11 protein-coding genes are annotated in these 14,756 nt (G+C 60.9%); 4 read left to right on the top strand and 7 right to left on the bottom strand.

Annotated elements, in window-relative coordinates; all coding sequences use genetic code 11:
• Positions 1 to 80: 80 nt before the first annotated feature.
• On the bottom strand, positions 81 to 488 hold the full coding sequence (locus tag ACRQEG_RS01635; RefSeq protein WP_320757855.1) for a DUF3040 domain-containing protein: 408 nt from the start codon (positions 486 to 488) through the stop codon (positions 81 to 83).
• Between the two features lie 69 nt (positions 489 to 557).
• Positions 558 to 1,910, bottom strand: a complete 1,353-nt coding sequence (locus ACRQEG_RS01630) for a DNA polymerase IV (protein WP_435730738.1) — start codon at positions 1,908 to 1,910, stop codon at positions 558 to 560.
• 132 nt (positions 1,911 to 2,042) lie between these two features.
• Here ACRQEG_RS01630 and ACRQEG_RS01625 point away from each other — a divergent pair, with 132 nt between their 5' ends.
• Entirely contained in the window at positions 2,043 to 2,876 is an 834-nt protein-coding gene (locus tag ACRQEG_RS01625; protein WP_320758115.1) for a spermidine synthase, read from the top strand.
• Here ACRQEG_RS01625 and ACRQEG_RS01620 read toward each other — a convergent pair.
• Positions 2,873 to 3,994, bottom strand: a complete 1,122-nt coding sequence (locus tag ACRQEG_RS01620) for a PAC2 family protein (protein ID WP_320758116.1) — start codon at positions 3,992 to 3,994, stop codon at positions 2,873 to 2,875. The genes ACRQEG_RS01625 and ACRQEG_RS01620 overlap by 4 nt on opposite strands.
• 240 nt (positions 3,995 to 4,234) lie before the next feature.
• Here ACRQEG_RS01620 and ACRQEG_RS01615 point away from each other — a divergent pair, with 240 nt between their 5' ends.
• Entirely contained in the window at positions 4,235 to 6,535 is a 2,301-nt protein-coding gene (locus tag ACRQEG_RS01615; RefSeq protein ID WP_320758117.1) for a HelD family protein, read from the top strand.
• 179 nt (positions 6,536 to 6,714) lie between these two features.
• Positions 6,715 to 8,874, top strand: coding sequence for an AMP-binding protein (locus ACRQEG_RS01610; RefSeq protein ID WP_320758118.1), 2,160 nt, complete (start codon positions 6,715 to 6,717; stop codon positions 8,872 to 8,874).
• A gap of 110 nt (positions 8,875 to 8,984) precedes the next feature.
• Here ACRQEG_RS01610 and nrdR read toward each other — a convergent pair whose 3' ends face one another.
• The gene (gene nrdR, locus ACRQEG_RS01605; protein WP_016442531.1) at positions 8,985 to 9,488 is read right to left on the bottom strand and encodes a transcriptional regulator NrdR; all 504 of its coding nucleotides are present in this window, start codon (positions 9,486 to 9,488) and stop codon (positions 8,985 to 8,987) included.
• Between the two features lie 102 nt (positions 9,489 to 9,590).
• Positions 9,591 to 10,241, bottom strand: a complete 651-nt coding sequence (locus ACRQEG_RS01600) for a LysM peptidoglycan-binding domain-containing protein (RefSeq protein WP_320758119.1) — start codon at positions 10,239 to 10,241, stop codon at positions 9,591 to 9,593.
• 183 nt (positions 10,242 to 10,424) lie between these two features.
• Between ACRQEG_RS01600 and lexA the strand changes: the two genes are divergently transcribed.
• Positions 10,425 to 11,132: a transcriptional repressor LexA gene (lexA, locus tag ACRQEG_RS01595; protein WP_016442529.1), complete on the top strand. Its 708-nt coding sequence runs from the start codon at positions 10,425 to 10,427 to the stop codon at positions 11,130 to 11,132.
• Between the two features lie 120 nt (positions 11,133 to 11,252).
• On the opposite strand, the gene ACRQEG_RS01590 is transcribed toward lexA, so the two are convergent.
• A complete protein-coding gene (locus ACRQEG_RS01590; RefSeq protein WP_320758120.1) occupies positions 11,253 to 13,193 on the bottom strand; it encodes an ATP-dependent DNA helicase in 1,941 nt (646 codons plus the stop codon).
• Positions 13,190 to 14,695: a GTPase HflX gene (gene hflX / locus ACRQEG_RS01585; RefSeq protein ID WP_320758121.1), complete on the bottom strand. Its 1,506-nt coding sequence runs from the start codon at positions 14,693 to 14,695 to the stop codon at positions 13,190 to 13,192. The genes ACRQEG_RS01590 and hflX overlap by 4 nt, the downstream gene beginning before the upstream one ends.
• Positions 14,696 to 14,756 lie beyond the last annotated feature (61 nt).

Genomic DNA, 14,756 nt, shown 5'->3' with positions numbered 1-14,756 from the left:
TGAGAGGATCGATATCCTCTCACCGTTATGGGTGCCGAGTTTGAGCTACCGGACGAACCGGGCCCGCGCTACCGTAGTTTCTAGTGCTCGCCGCGGCGGCGCTTTTCCCACATTTCTTGTTGGCGCTGCATAAAAGACGATACCCCGCGCGGCCCCGACGCACTCGGGGATCCCGCGCCTCCAGCAGGCACCGCAACTTTCTCAGTATGTACACCCGCGAGCGCATACCATACCGAGGCAAACATGATGATGACGCCGAGCAAACCAAGCCACCACATCTTCGGTGCAGAAATCCCACCGATAAGAATGGCGATGCCCGCAACCAGCCCGAGAATCCCCAGTACGAGATTGCGCACGGACAGCTGCCGACTGATGGCTTCTACTTCCGGCGCAGCGGGCTTCATATTACGCGCGAAGCTGGGATCCTCGTTGGTGAGCTGCGCTTCCAGCTCAGCGAGCATCTTCTTCTCGTAGTCCGATAGGGCCACTGTGCCTCCTTGTTACTGTACTGCTGCCAGTCTACCGTGCCCGGCGCACCACCGTCACGATATGTTGTGTCACGATACACCGTCCCGGAGCCCCGTGCGTCCCCCTGGTGCGGAGCTTCCCGACGCCCCGCCGTCGCGCCCCGTTCCGGCGCCTCCCGCCCCGCCGTCGCGCCCCGTTCCGGCACCTTCTACCCGACCGTCGCGCCCCGTCGTCGGCCGATGCAAGAGGCTTGCCGGGCCGAGCGCCCCGGCGCCGAACCGCGAGCGCACCGCATCCATGGCGCTCTCGGCCTCCCCGCGGCGCGGATCGTCATCGAAAGCGAGCTGCTGGAAACCGCCCTGCTCGCTCAGGTTCTCTACGCGCAAGCCCAGGAGCCGCAAGCCGGCGGCGGTGACCTCCACCCCGTCCAGCAGCTCGCGGGCGCGTTCGTAGATCTCGGCGGCAACCTGGGTGGCTTGCGGCAGTGTTGCCGAGCGGGTAATGGTGGTGAAATCCGGGAAGCGCACCTTAATAGCGACGGTGCGCCCCACCAGGCCTTTTGCACGCAACCGGACTGCGGTGTCATGCGCCTGGAAAAGCAGAATACGGTGGAGTTCGTCCCGGTCAGCCAGGGGGTCGAAAAAGGTTTCTTCACGTCCGATGGATTTTTCCTCACGGCTCGGGGTAACGGGGCGCGGGTCGACGCCGCTGGCCAGCTGGAAGAGGTGATCCCCGGCAGCGGTGCCAAGGAGGCGGCGGAGTTGATCAGGACCGGCTGCGGCGACGTCCCCCACCGTTTCGATCCCGTGCAAACGCAAACGTTCTTCGGTGCGCCCGCCCACACCCCAGAGGGCTCCGGCCGGTAAATCGTGCAAAAAATGGAGGGTAGCCGCGGCGGGAACAAGGAGAAGCCCGTCTGGTTTGGCGTGCGCGGATGCTATTTTAGCCACGTGTTTGGTGGCGGCGATCCCCACGGAGGCAGGTACTCCAACCTCGGTGCGGATACGTGCGCGCAGCTGCTGACCAATATGAACGGGAGGGCCGAAAAGCCGGCGCGCTCCCCCTACGTCTAGAAAAGCTTCATCCACGGAGAGCTGCTCCACCAGCGGGGTGACTTCCCGCAAAATCGCCATGATTTTTTCCGATACCGCGCGGTAAAGTTCCAGGCGCGGGGTGAGCATAATGAGATTCGGGCAACGCCGCCGTGCCTGTCCCACCGGCATCGCGGAATTCACCCCGAAGGCGCGTGCCTCGTAGGAAGCGGCGGCCACAACACCGCGTTCCTGGCCGCCCACCGCGACGGGGCGCCCGCGCAGCTCCGGATGGTCGAGAAGCTCCACGGATACAAAAAAGGCATCCATATCAATATGGAGGATAGGAGTACGCGAATCGTCATCGCCCCAGGAATGGCGGACTGCGCGTGAGCGCGGTGCGCGTGACATAAGCCCTCCGTTTCCTCTCGCTCCATTTTCTCACCCCGTTTCCGTTCGCCCGGTTCCGCCCGCGTATCCTCACGCGCGGTTTCTTTTTCCGAGTTCCCCTCGTTACGGTGCGCTCTCCATTAGGCTGGAGCTGTGAGTGTGCCTACCGAACCCGTGCGAACTGATTATGCCCTCGCCGAACTGGATCGGCGCTCGGATCGCCCTTCCCTCGTGACCCTCTACCTGGACGGGGTGGAATCCTCCGCCTTGGATCTTGACGATCCCACGTATCTAGAATTCGAGTATATGCAACAGTTTAGGTGCATTCTCGAAGCCATGTATCCCAAGCTCCAGCCGCTGCGAGTACTCCACCTGGGGGCAGCCGGATGCGCTTTTCCACGTGCCCTGGATGCGGCTCGGCCCGGCTCACGCCAGCTAGCAGCGGAAATCGATGGCAAACTCGCCACCTACGCACGCGAATGGTTCGATCTGCCCCCGTCCCCGCGTTTGCGTATCCGGGTACAGGATGCGCGCGTCACCCTGGACACCACGGCGGCGCGCTGGGACGTGGTGGTGCGCGATGCTTTTGCTGACCGTGATGTTCCGTCCCATTTGCGTACCGGCGACGCCGCTGCGCGAGTCGCCCAAGTTTTACAACCAGACGGTGTGTATCTCCTCAACTCGGTGGCCTCCACCGGCCTGACCCGCTTCGCGAATGAATCACGGGCTCTCCTCGAGCATTTCGAGCATGTGCTAGCGATTATGGATCCGGCGGTGCTGCGCGGGCGTCGCTTCGGCAATATCGTATTGGCTGCCTCCCAGCGAGAATTCGCTTTCGCGCAGATCGAGCGACTGATTCGCCGCCTCCCACTGCCCGCGCGCATGGTGGGACGGGCGGATTTACGCCGGCGGGCTCGCGGCGCCATCCTCGAGCGGGATGCCGATATCGGCTACTTACCCGCAGGCGCTCCCCTACCTGAAGACTAGTCCGCGGCGTGCCGACCGCGCGGGCGCTGAGGCGCCGGGCCCCCGTCTTCCGGGCCGTGGGCATCCGGCTCGCCTGTCGTACGCGGCTCGGCTTCAGTATGTGCTTCGGCGCCGGACCGGTGCCCGCTACTGGCGTGCTGCCAGGCAGCCCGCATATTTTCCAGGCGTTCCGTCAGTTGCGCCTGCTCGTTATCAGCATGCTCCTTGCGCTTGACCATTGAGGCATCCACTCGGGCGAGGAAGCTTTCCGCCGCACGCCCAATTTCATCGGCACTGGGAACGGTAAGGGTGTGCTGCGGGGCCTGGATAAGCCCCGGATGCCCCTCCGCGCGATCATATTCGGCTTCCAGGGCAGCTACGATTTCCGCGAGCTGCTCATTATGTTCGGTGAGTTGGGCAAGTTGCTCGGATTCTTCGGCGGCACTGGCTTCCAAGTCTCCCAGAGGCAGGCTCAGCCCGGCCGTTTTCGCGAGCATGGAGAGCGCGCTGGCTGCCCCGGCCGCGTAATGGTGCCCGGCAATATACATGGGCACCCGCACCGTCACAGAGAAGGTCGCCACTCCCATCTGCCCGAGACTGTATTCCAAAAAATCAGAGAAGGACGCCGGATACCACACGTCAGCTTCCAGGGCGGGAGCCACCGGATCGGCATTGCGGGTGCGGATGAGCATATCCGGCTGGCGGGTATGGGGTAGTGCCCCGGCCACCGATCCGGCCCGGTAGAGCCGCTTCACTCCCAGCTGCGCGAAAACCGCCATGAGCTCAGAGTTGAGCCCCTGCCAGCAAAAATCTGGTTCGGTACCGAGCAGAAGTAAGAAAGAGGTGCCCTCGATATCTTTGGCGTGGAACAGCCCGAGCGCCGGGATGGCAATGTCTTCCAGCGCACCGTTGAGATAGTGCACCCGCGGGCGCTGCGCCCGATAATCAACCAGCCCGTCCACATTTATATCGGCCACCGGGCTGAGCTCTAGGGTGTAGAGCTGAGAGGCAATGAGTTCTGACACCGAACCAATATCATTGATGGGATCGGTGAGATGAACGACGACGCTTTCACAGCGCTCCCCGCTCGCCCAGGAATCTTCCTGTTCCCCCTCACAGGGGTAAACGAAATAATTCACCGTGATCCTCCTCCCTCTCCAGCTCGCTAGCTTCCCTTCCAGCCTAGACTACCGGCCCGGCCGAGCGCGCCGGGCGCCGTCGTACTTCAATAACGGCAACCTCTACAACGAGACGTAACCGAACACGGTTCCGGTATTCGCCACCGGCTTATCACTGTCGTTCCCGTCACCGCACTATAGCGCGCCCCGGCGTTTTCCGTCATAATTGATTGTTACTTTTTTCCAGGACACCACCCGATTATGTTCGGTCATCAGGAGGAGCTGCTCGTGGTCAACGATCCTCATAGCGCGCGCGAGGACGCAATACGGGAAGAACAGCTTTTCGTGGATACTGCGTACCGTGCCCTTGATCGCCAGCGTGAAGCCTATGCCCAGCGCCTGGCTGCGGTTCGCAGCCAGAGCGGTCAGGAAAGCGCCGGTGAGATGACCGAGCGAGACTCTTTCGCCACCCATTACGAAGATAATCTCACCCGCTTGCGGCGAGTCGAAAACCGGCTGGTTCTCGGCCGGCTCGATACCCGCGAGGGTGAAACGGATCATATCGGGCGGATCGGTTTGAAGGACGAAAGCGGAGAGATCTTGCTCCTGGATTGGCGTGCCCCGCAATCCGAACCGTTTTATCGGGCCACCGCCGCCCATCCGGGAAAGGTGCGGCGGCGCCGCCATATTCAGACCCGCCTGCGCACGGTCACCGGAGTGGAAGATGAGCTTCTTGACTCTTCGCGTGCCTCCTCAGATCTCAATCTGACGGGCGAGGGCGCTCTCATGGCGGCGATGAACGCGGCGCGCGACGGGAAAATGAACGATATCGTCGCGACGATTCAGGCCGAACAGGACAGTATTATTCGCGCCGATTCTAATAATGTGCTGGTGGTCCAAGGCGGGCCGGGCACCGGGAAAACAGCGGTGGCCCTTCATCGCGCTGCCTACCTTCTGTATACCCATCGCGAGCGCCTGGCGCGTTCTGGCGTACTCATTGTGGGTCCCTCGCCAGTCTTTTTGCGCTATATCGATCAGGTGTTACCGTCATTGGGAGAATCTGATGTCGTATCGACGACGATTGCCGGGCTGGTGCCCGGGGTAACGGTAAGCGCCGTCGATACTGCCCCCGCCGCGGAGATTAAAGGCCGCCTGGTATGGCGTACTATCGCCCCGCGGGCGGTGCGCACCCTCCTCGAACGTCCGTTGCGCAAGGCCGTGCGGATGCGCATCAGCGGGGTTGATGTACGCCTAACCCCGCAGGATGTCGAAAACGCGCAACGGCGGGCGCGCCGTACAGGTAAGCGGCATAACGAAGCCCGCGATACTTACGCGAAATACCTCGTAGATGTTTTAGCGCGGCAGGTGGCCGAAGGCCAGGACGTGGAGCTCTCGGAAAACCCGTGGATTATTGCCGATGTGGCAGAGAGCATTGATGCTCGCCGGGAAATCAACCTGCGCTGGATGCCTTCCTCCGCGGTGGCACTGCTGGAGCGCTTGCTCACCAAACCGCATCTTCTTGCCGAGGTGGCGCCCGAGCTCAATGCTGCGGAGCGAGCCGCGTTGCAGCGTCCGGTCGGGCATGGCATGACCATCGCCGATATTGCCCTCATCGATGAATTCGCTGAAGTTCTCGGATCTTTTGCCACCGATGCGGAACGCCACGCCCGGGCGGCACGCGATGCGGCCGAACAAAATCGACTCAGCTATGCCGGAGAAACAATGGAGGCGCTGGGCGTGGGCGGCGGGATCGTGAGTGCAGAGCTGCTGGCCGAACGGATGGGTGGACGCGGGGACGGTACCTCACTAGCCGAGCGTGCCGCCGCGGATCGGACCTGGACCTACGGTCACGTAGTGGTCGATGAAGCCCAGGAGCTCTCCCCCATGCAGTGGGAAATGCTCATTCGGCGTAATCCTTCCCGTTCCATGACGGTGGTCGGTGACCTTGACCAACGCCCGGATGGTTCACCACGAGCCGGCTGGGAGGGGTTGCTGGGCCGCCTAGCTGATCGGGTGCGCGTAGAAGAACTCACGGTGTCCTACCGAACACCGGCCGTTATTTTGGATACTGCCGGGGCGGTGCAGCGCGCGGCCGGGGTCATGGTGCGCCCCGTGCGTGCGGCCCGTACCGAGGGTGGCACCGTGAAGATCGCCGAGCGCTGCGCACCCGGAACTCTTACCACGGGCATTATTAGGGAGACGGCGCAGGTGTGCGAACGCTTGGATGCACGTTACGGGCAGGCCGGTACCCTCGGAGTGATCGTGCCGGAGACTCGAGTAGCTCGGGTAGCGGCCGCTATCGCGACAGCTCCGGAACTGGCCGGATGGACTGTAGACGTCACCGGTCGTGATGTCACGGCCCGGATCCAAGTTCTCACGGCAGTGCAGTCCAAGGGCTTGGAATTTGACGCTGTCGTGCTCGTGGAGCCAAATGAGATTTTGGCCGAGGGACCGGGCAATATTTACGTGGCGATGACGCGCCCCACCCAGCTCCTCCACGTGGTTTCTGAAGGCGCGCTCCCGGCCGGGCTCACCGCGAGCGCCGCCGGTGTTGGTTCCTAAGACCGCGCGCCCCTTGCGCTGCGGTTCAGAGGGCCGTGGGCTTCGGGCTGTCACGTCGCGGCTTCGCGTGCCGTGGTTACGCATACCGTAGTTACGCGTACCGCAGTTCGCAATTATTACCACTATGATTGATTAGTCAATGCTATGAGGCCGCTGTTCGGGTGGGTGAAGGAGTACGAATGACCGTGAAACCTTGGCTGGATATTTATCCGGAGTGGGTGCCTTCCGATATCACGGTGGACGAGGAAACTTTAGAAGAGTCGCTCCTGCGCGCGGCCGCACGCTATCCCAATCGGGTGGCCTTAGATTTCCTCGGGGCAACAACGAGTTACCGTGAACTTGTTGAGCGGTCCTGCCGTGTTGCCACTCTCCTGCGCAGTTTGGGGGTGCAGCGCGGGGATACCGTCGCCGTGGCCTTGCCAAATTGCCCCCAACATATGTATGCCCTGTGGGGTGCGATCCTGACGGGCGCAACCGTCGCGGAGATGAATCCGCTAGCTCCCCAACCAGAATTGCGCCGCCAAATTGCGATGGTTGATGCGCGAGTTGTTATCGCATGGGAGAAGACCATTGCCACGTTGGCACCAGATCCCCACGACCCGCGCCACTATTTCGCGGTGGACCTCTCCCGAGATTTACCGCTGACCTCTCGGATGCTTCTCAAGCTTCCGGTGGCGCAGGCTCGCACCCAGCGTGCTCGCTTGCGCGGGAGTGTTCCGGCTCACGTGGCATCTTTTGATCGGGAGTGGCGGAAAGCGGTTCCTATGGATCTCGCTACCTTCCGTAAACCGCAGGCGGACGACGTGGCGCTGTATATGTTCACCGGGGGTACCACTGGTAAACCGAAAGCGGTAATGCTCACGCACCGGAATTTGGTGTCCAACCGCAAGCAGATCATTGCTTGGGTGCCTTTTGAAGCTGATCATCACGAGGTGATTGCTGGGGTGCTGCCCCTCTTCCATGCATTCGGCTTTACCCTCATGATGATGTGCGGCCTTGATCTGGCTGCGACCGCTATTTTCTTGCCGAATTTCGATATTCAGTCCTTGCTGGCTGCCCAGAAGCGGCGCCCCATCACCGTGCTACCCGGAGTAACACCCATGTTCTCCCGTATTCTTGCCGAGGTGGAAAAGCGGGAATCCGCCGGGGAAAATATTGATCTGTCCTCGATTCGTTTCGGGGTGTCCGGCGCGATGGCGCTGCCGGAGGAGGTGGCGCGCCGCTGGGAAGAACGCACCGGAGGTTTCCTTATTGAGGGGTACGGGATGACGGAATCGTCTCCGGTGGTTTCTGGATCTCCGATGAGCCAGGATCGGCGCCCCTCCACCCTAGGCGTTCCTTTCCCCGGTACCGAGGTACGCATCGCCAATCCCGATAATTTGGCGGAAGATGCCGAGGATGTGGGTGAAATCTTGGTGCGCGGCCCGCAAGTTTTTGCTGGGTACCTGGGTGAAGCAGAGGAAACCGCGCAGGCGCTGTTCGGAGACTGGCTGCGCACCGGTGACTTGGGGCGCTGGGATGGGCCTTTCATCGTTATGGCAGATCGCGCGAAGGAGATGATTAATTCCTCCGGTTTCAATATTTATCCTTCCGAGGTGGAGGATGTCTTGCGAGAAATGCCCGAGATCCGCGACGTGGCAGTTGTGGGGATCCCCGCCGCGGAACGTGGCGAATCCGTGGTAGCAGCTCTCGTTTTAGAGCCGGGGTCCACGGTTGACCTGGCGGCGGTGCGCCGCTGGGCCGAAGGCAAGCTTGCCCATTACGCGATGCCCTCGTCCATTGCTCTTTTTGATGCCCTTCCCACCTCCCAATTAGGGAAGGTAATGCGCCGCTCGGTGCGCGAACAGCTGGATAATTTCGAACTGACGGCCGGGGTGTGGGTGAAAAAAGCCGGCGCAGTTGCCGGAAGCGCCACTGCCGCGGTAGGTGATATGACCCGTGAAACTTTCGAGCGCGTATTGGCCGGGTTGGAGGCCACCTATAATCTGACTGTCGATCAGATTCAAAGCTGGGCCTCCAACGTCACGAAGTCTGCTACGGAAAGTGGCGGTGCGGTACGCCAGTGGGTGGATAAGACTGCCCCCAGCCAGGAAACGATTGCCACTTTCGTGCGTTCTGCCGGGGCTACTTTGGAATCTTTTGCCACCTGGGTAGTACGGTCCAGCCACGACCTAGTTGCAGGTGCCACGCGATCCATGACACCTGCCGTAGGAGATAATGGAACCGGCCGCAATGACCAGACCAATCCTGAGGGAAGCACCGATGGCGCTACTCGCCCAGACACGGAGAACACCGCCGTATCACAAAATAGGGAAAACCCGGAGAACGCTGAAAGTTAGGCCCCTAGCATTGTGTCTCCGCGTGCGGCATAGTTTTCATAACGACGCCGCATAGCACGCTGACCTCCGACGGTGCACAGCATTCACGCAGTTTTCCGCGTATTGCTCCCTCAGGACTGAGGTTTCGAGAAATCCGGCGATTCTGATGCAACCGGAACATCCGGATCCTGGCGGAGATCTGCGATGGCCCGCTCGAAATCGTCAATGGAATCGTAATTTGAGTAGACCGATGCGAACCGAAGGTACGCAACTAGGTCAAGGGCCTTGAGCGGTTCAAGAATGGCGAGGCCTATATCATGCGCATCAATCTGCGAGCTGCCCGAGGAGCGGACTTTCTCTTCCACCTGGGCTCCGAGTAATGCCAGTTGGTCTTCGGTGACCGGACGCCCCTGGCATGCCTTCCCCACCCCGTTAATAATTTTTTGACGTGAGAAAGGTTCGGTAGCACCCGAACGCTTGACGACCACAAGGCTAGCTGTTTCCAGCGTGGAAAAGCGCCGGTGGCAGTTCGGGCATTCACGACGACGGCGAATGGACAGGCCATCATCAGCGGTACGAGAATCAATCACCCGTGAATCAGGGTTGCGACAAAATGGGCAATGCACATTAATCATTCTAAATGGCTCAGCTATAATGCGCCAACCGCATAACTATGGTAGTCCCGTAGGTATCACCCGTACCATCCGGGCGGTCTATGCCCAGCCGGTACCTCAGGACTAATAACCCGGAATCTCAAGCACCTGGCCGGGAACCAGATCATGAGAAGCGAGCCCATTGAGATTGACAATATCCGCCACCCCGGTGGAAATATCCGGAACACCCGGAATGCTGGCGGCAATACTCGCCAAGGTATCCCCGCCTTGCACTGTTACGGTTGCCATTCCTGTTTCCAGGAAAGTGGTCCCTACGATCATGGCAAAACTGGCCAGGAGAAGAGTGACAGCAATGGTCAGCGCAACCCGCACACCCATCCGCACGATTCCATCCAAAGAAGCTGAAGCGGCGCGCGAAGGTACCGACACCTGAGCCGCTACCCGAGTAGTAGATGAGGCTTCCCCTCGAGTAGCTATATGACTAGCGGATCGGGCCGGCGCACCCGCCGCCGATCGCACAACCGGCCGTGGCGCAACGACCACCGGGCGGCGCACCGCACCCAGAGCCGGAGTGTTCCAGCGCCGGCGTGCCCCAGCTACCCGTAGCGCGGTGACCGAAGCTCCCCCGCGAACATCCCCGCGGCGAACTTCTTCCCCGCACGGCTTACTGTGCACGGCCGCGGACTGCTCACCCACTACCCGCAGTTTCGGGTGCCGCCGGCTGGTGTGAGCACGGCTAGTTTCCCGCGTTATCTCCTGGTATGCGACACTCATTTTTCACTCCTCGAACATTCGTTCGCCGAACATCTGTATGTTAGACTAGTACGACAGCAAGGGTTTGTCTAGAACGTTCGTTCGATTCCGTGTGGTTCGGTTACGCTCCGAACCCCGCCGTCGTAGAACTATTCAAACCCGCCCTTACGACAAAAAATTCGGCACGAACGCTCGGGAGTGCATATGGATCATCCTCAGCTCACGGCTCGCCAGGCAGAGATACTGGACGTTGTGATTGACGGAATCGTCACCCACCGTGTCCCGCCAACGGTGCGGGAAATTGGTGAAGAAGTGGGTATGTCCTCCCCTTCTTCAGTGAAATACCAACTCGATGCACTTGAGGAAAAGGGCTACATCTCCCGCAATCCGCGCCGGCCGCGCATGATTGAGCTCACAGACGCCGGGCTCGCCCACGCACGCCGCTCCCGCGGTGATTCCGAGTGGGGAAGCGGGCTACTTCCGGTGGGCGAACCGGACCGAACCAGCTTAGAATCTGACCTCCCGGTAGATATTAGTGAAGCAATTAATGTGCCAGTTGTCGGGAAGATCGCGGCTGGAGCTCCGATTCTGGCTGAAGAGCTCATTGAAGATGTCTTCCCGCTACCGCGCCAATTGACGGGAACTGGTGAGCTTTTCACCCTGAAAGTCCAGGGCGAATCGATGATTGATGCCGCGATTTGCGATGGGGACTGGGTGGTGGTGCGCCGCCAACCCACCGCTGAAAACGGGGAAATCGTTGCCGCCATGATCGACGGCGAGGCCACGGTAAAAGTTCTCCAACGCCGCGATGGCCACGTTACGCTACTTCCTTGTAACCCCGCCTACTCCCCCATTCCCGCTGATGATAGCGAAGTACTCGGGCGCGTCGTTATGGTACTGCGCACCCTCTAGCCAAGCCCGGTTTCGGGTGGCCACCGGAGCGCCACGATTGGTAAACCCGCATACCGAGCAGGGGCGCGTCGTCGTACCACTGCCTGCTGCCCAAGCGGGGTTACCATCCAGGTAAGGCCGCTATTTAACCTGAGCCGCGAGCCGCCCCAGGGCCGCACGCACCACGGCACCGTCGCCCGTTCCCCACATATGCGGAAGGGAGGCACGCAAGAACCCACCGTAACGCGCGGTAACAAGCCGCGGATCTAGAATCGCCACCACACCCCGGTCACCCTCACTGCGGATGAGGCGCCCGGCCCCCTGCGCCAGCAATAGAGCAGCATGCGCCGCGGACACTTCCATGAAGCCGTTATATCCGCGCTCGTTAGCCCGGCGTGAACGCGCTTGCACCAGCGCATCGTTGGGGCGCGGGAACGGAATCCGGTCAATGGTCACCAAACGGCACGTCACACCGGGAACATCCACACCCTGCCACAGCGAAAGCGTCCCAAAAAGCGAAGCGTGGGGATCCGCGGCGAAATCTTTGACGAGGGTGGGCAGCTGGTCTTCGCCCTGCGCCAAAATCGGTACATCGAGGTGATCGCGAGCGAAAGCCGCGGCCTCGTTTGCGGCCTTCCGGGAAGTGAAAAGGCACAGCGCCCCGCCCTCCGAAGCCTCGATCAATTCGACGAGTTCACGCAGAGTTTCCTCCCCGTACCCCTCCTTCCCCGGGACGGGTAGGTGGCGCGCAATATAGAGAATGCCCTGCTGATGGTAGGTGAATGGCGATCCGACGTTGATTCCCCGCCACGGTCCCTGGCTCGGATAAGAAAAACCGATCTGACGCGCGGCCAGGTCAAAACGCCCACCGATGGCCAGCGTTGCAGAAGTAAGGATCGCGGGGCGGGCCTCGAAAAGCGTATCCGCCAACGGCGCGGACACATCGAGAGGCGCCGCGCACAGACTCGAACGCCCCTCCAGATCGCGGGAAAGCCACACGACCAAAGCGCCGGCTGCCACCTCCTCACTCACCATGGCGCTTACCATATCGACGCAGGTAGAGAGCCGATGACGTACCACGGCTTTCGTCGCGGCATCTGATTCGGTACTGCCGGGCAAAGCTGCGACGTCGTTCTCCACCAGCTGCAATTCACGCAACAACAGCATGAGAGCGTCCTGCAGGGGCGCGGGAAGGCACGTGAGGCGCCCTTCCTCCAGTTCATCCATAATGGCGACGACGCCGTCACGGGCCCGTTCGATCCCCTCGGCCAAGATTTTTTCGCGGCGCAGCAAGCGCGCCAATCCCGAGATTTCGCCATGCGAGAGCGCAAACGTGAGTTGGCTCGTGACACGGTCGGCAAGATCATGAGCCTCGTCTACAACGAAAGCATCCACGTCGGGGAGTACCGGGGTGCCGGAACTATGCACGCCCAGCATGGCGTGGTTCGTGATAACAATATCCGCCTCGGCGGCTTCGGTGCGCGCCCGCACCGGAAAACACACGTCACGCAGCGGGCACTTCACCCCCACACATTCGGGTTTACTCAAGGACACCTGGCGCCAGGCCCGCTCGGATACCCCGGGGACAAGGTCGTCACGGTCCCCGGTTTCAGTTTCCGCGGCCCATTCACGCAAGCGCTTGACTTCTTCACCGGTTGCGCTCGCGCCATATTCTCCTTCGGCGCGGCTGACAAGCGCATCATCTTCGGGATAACCGCCGTGGACCTTGCGCAAACACACGTAGTTATTCCAGCCTTTGAGCAGGGCAATATGCGGTTCATGACCGGTTACCGCGCTGACGGCCCGCGCCACACGCGGCGCGTCCTGCCCCACGATTTGGCGCTGCAAAGCAAGGGTGGCGGTGGACACGGCCGCACGCTGACCGGTCCGCACCGACCATTCCATGAGCGGGACCAGGTAGCCGATGGATTTCCCAGTTCCCGTCCCGGCTTGAATCAGTACGTGGGAGGAGTCCTCCAGAGCGGTGGCGGTCTCCTCGACCATACGATTCTGTCCCTCGCGGACCGCTCCCCCGAGATCCGCGACCACCAGCTCGAGGATCTCGGTCAGTTCTTTCCTCATGCCCGCATCCTGCTGGACACCTCTGTTTGGATACCCCAGCGGGCGTCGATCTGCCCAGCAATATTGGCGCGTACCCGGGCGTGAATACGAGTGCCGGTTGGCAGATACTCGAGCTCGTCCAAAAGTTCGCCCTCTTCCAGAATCCGCGAGACGAGATCGCCACGCTCGAAAGGAATAATGGCATCAATTTCAATATTGGGGTGGGGCAGTTCTTCTTCGATGCGCGCAAGCAACTCATCGATACCCACCCCGCTATGGGAAGAAACCGCAATAGCGGACGGGTAGCGTGAACGCAGTGCGGTCAGATCTACCGGATCAGCAATATCGGCTTTGGAGAGCACAATAATCTCCGGGATATCACGGGCACCGGGCACATCCACGAGCACGTCATGTACGGCGGTGACCTGGGCGACCGGGTCTGCGTTGGAAGCATCGACCACGTGAAGGAGGACATCTGCCCCGTCCACTTCCTCGAGGGTGGAGCGGAAAGCTTCGACCAGCTGGGTAGGAAGATTACGCACGAATCCCACCGTATCTGAAAGCGTGAATTCGCGCCCTTCCGGGGTAATAGCTTTACGTACAGTCGGGTCGAGAGTGGCGAAGAGGGCATTTTCTACCAGAACATTCGCCCCGGTAAGCCGGTTGAGCAGCGAGGATTTCCCGGCGTTCGTGTAACCAACCACCACCACGGAGGGGATACCGGTACGGCGCCGTTCAGCACGCCGAGTGGAGCGGGCCGGTGCCATCTTTTTGATATCGCGCCGGAGTTTTGCCATGCGTTGGCGGATGCGGCGTCGATCTAATTCCAGCTGAGTTTCACCCGGGCCGCGCGATCCGATTCCTGCACCGCCGGCCACCTGCCCACCGGCCTGACGTGACATCGATTCACCCCAACCGCGCAACCGTGGAAGGAGGTATTCGAGCTGTGCGAGCTCTACCTGAGCTTTGCCCTCCTTCGATTGGGCATGCCGCGCAAAAATGTCGAGGATGAGGGCGGTACGGTCAATAACCTTGACGTTGACGAGATCTTCGAGGGCACGCCGTTGAGAAGGCGCCAGCTCGGTATCAACAATGACGGTATCAGCTTCTTGAGCCTCCACCATCGCGGCTAGTTCTCGGGCTTTTCCCGCCCCGAGGTAGGTGGCGCGGTCAGGAAGCGCGCGGCGTTGGATAACCCCGGCGAGTACCGTGGAGCCGGCAGTATCAGCTAGTGCTGCGAGTTCACGGAGGGATTCTTCGGCCCGGGGACGGTCATCAGCGAAAACTCCCACAAGGATGACTCGTTCCAGGCGAACCTGACGGTATTCAACATCGATACCTTGTTCGCGTTCGATACCGCGGGCTAGGCCTTCCACTTCCTGGAGGCCGATGTAGTCGCGGTGGATGTTATCCGTACTCGCTTGCCATACGGTATCGGCTTGGAGCACCGTGCCGCGGCGGGTAGAGATATCAACATCACCGACGTGGTGCTCATGTTCATGTACTTCGTTGCTAATGGCCACGTTCTCCTTCGTATGGACTCTTATTTTCTCACGTTGCGCCGAAGTTTCCTACCGGTAACTT

The organism is Actinotignum stranguriae (assembly GCF_051265215.1).
GTDB classification, from domain to species: Bacteria; Actinomycetota; Actinomycetes; order Actinomycetales; family Actinomycetaceae; genus Actinotignum; species Actinotignum schaalii_C.
The sequence above is the reverse complement of the archived record's forward strand: the minus strand, read 5'-3'. Positions and strand labels throughout refer to the sequence as shown.

Excerpts from the sequence above, each read along its gene's own strand:
- ACRQEG_RS01600 (WP_320758119.1), bottom strand. The coding sequence starts at position 10,241 with ATGAGTGTCGCATACCAGGAGATAACGCGGGAAACTAGCCGTGCTCAC.
- ACRQEG_RS01590 (WP_320758120.1), bottom strand. The coding sequence starts at position 13,193 with ATGAGGAAAGAACTGACCGAGATCCTCGAGCTGGTGGTCGCGGATCTC.
- lexA (WP_016442529.1), top strand. The coding sequence starts at position 10,425 with ATGGATCATCCTCAGCTCACGGCTCGCCAGGCAGAGATACTGGACGTT.
- ACRQEG_RS01615 (WP_320758117.1), top strand. The coding sequence starts at position 4,235 with ATGTTCGGTCATCAGGAGGAGCTGCTCGTGGTCAACGATCCTCATAGC.
- ACRQEG_RS01630 (WP_435730738.1), bottom strand. The coding sequence starts at position 1,910 with ATGTCACGCGCACCGCGCTCACGCGCAGTCCGCCATTCCTGGGGCGAT.
- ACRQEG_RS01610 (WP_320758118.1), top strand. The coding sequence starts at position 6,715 with ATGACCGTGAAACCTTGGCTGGATATTTATCCGGAGTGGGTGCCTTCC.
- nrdR (WP_016442531.1), bottom strand. The coding sequence starts at position 9,488 with ATGATTAATGTGCATTGCCCATTTTGTCGCAACCCTGATTCACGGGTG.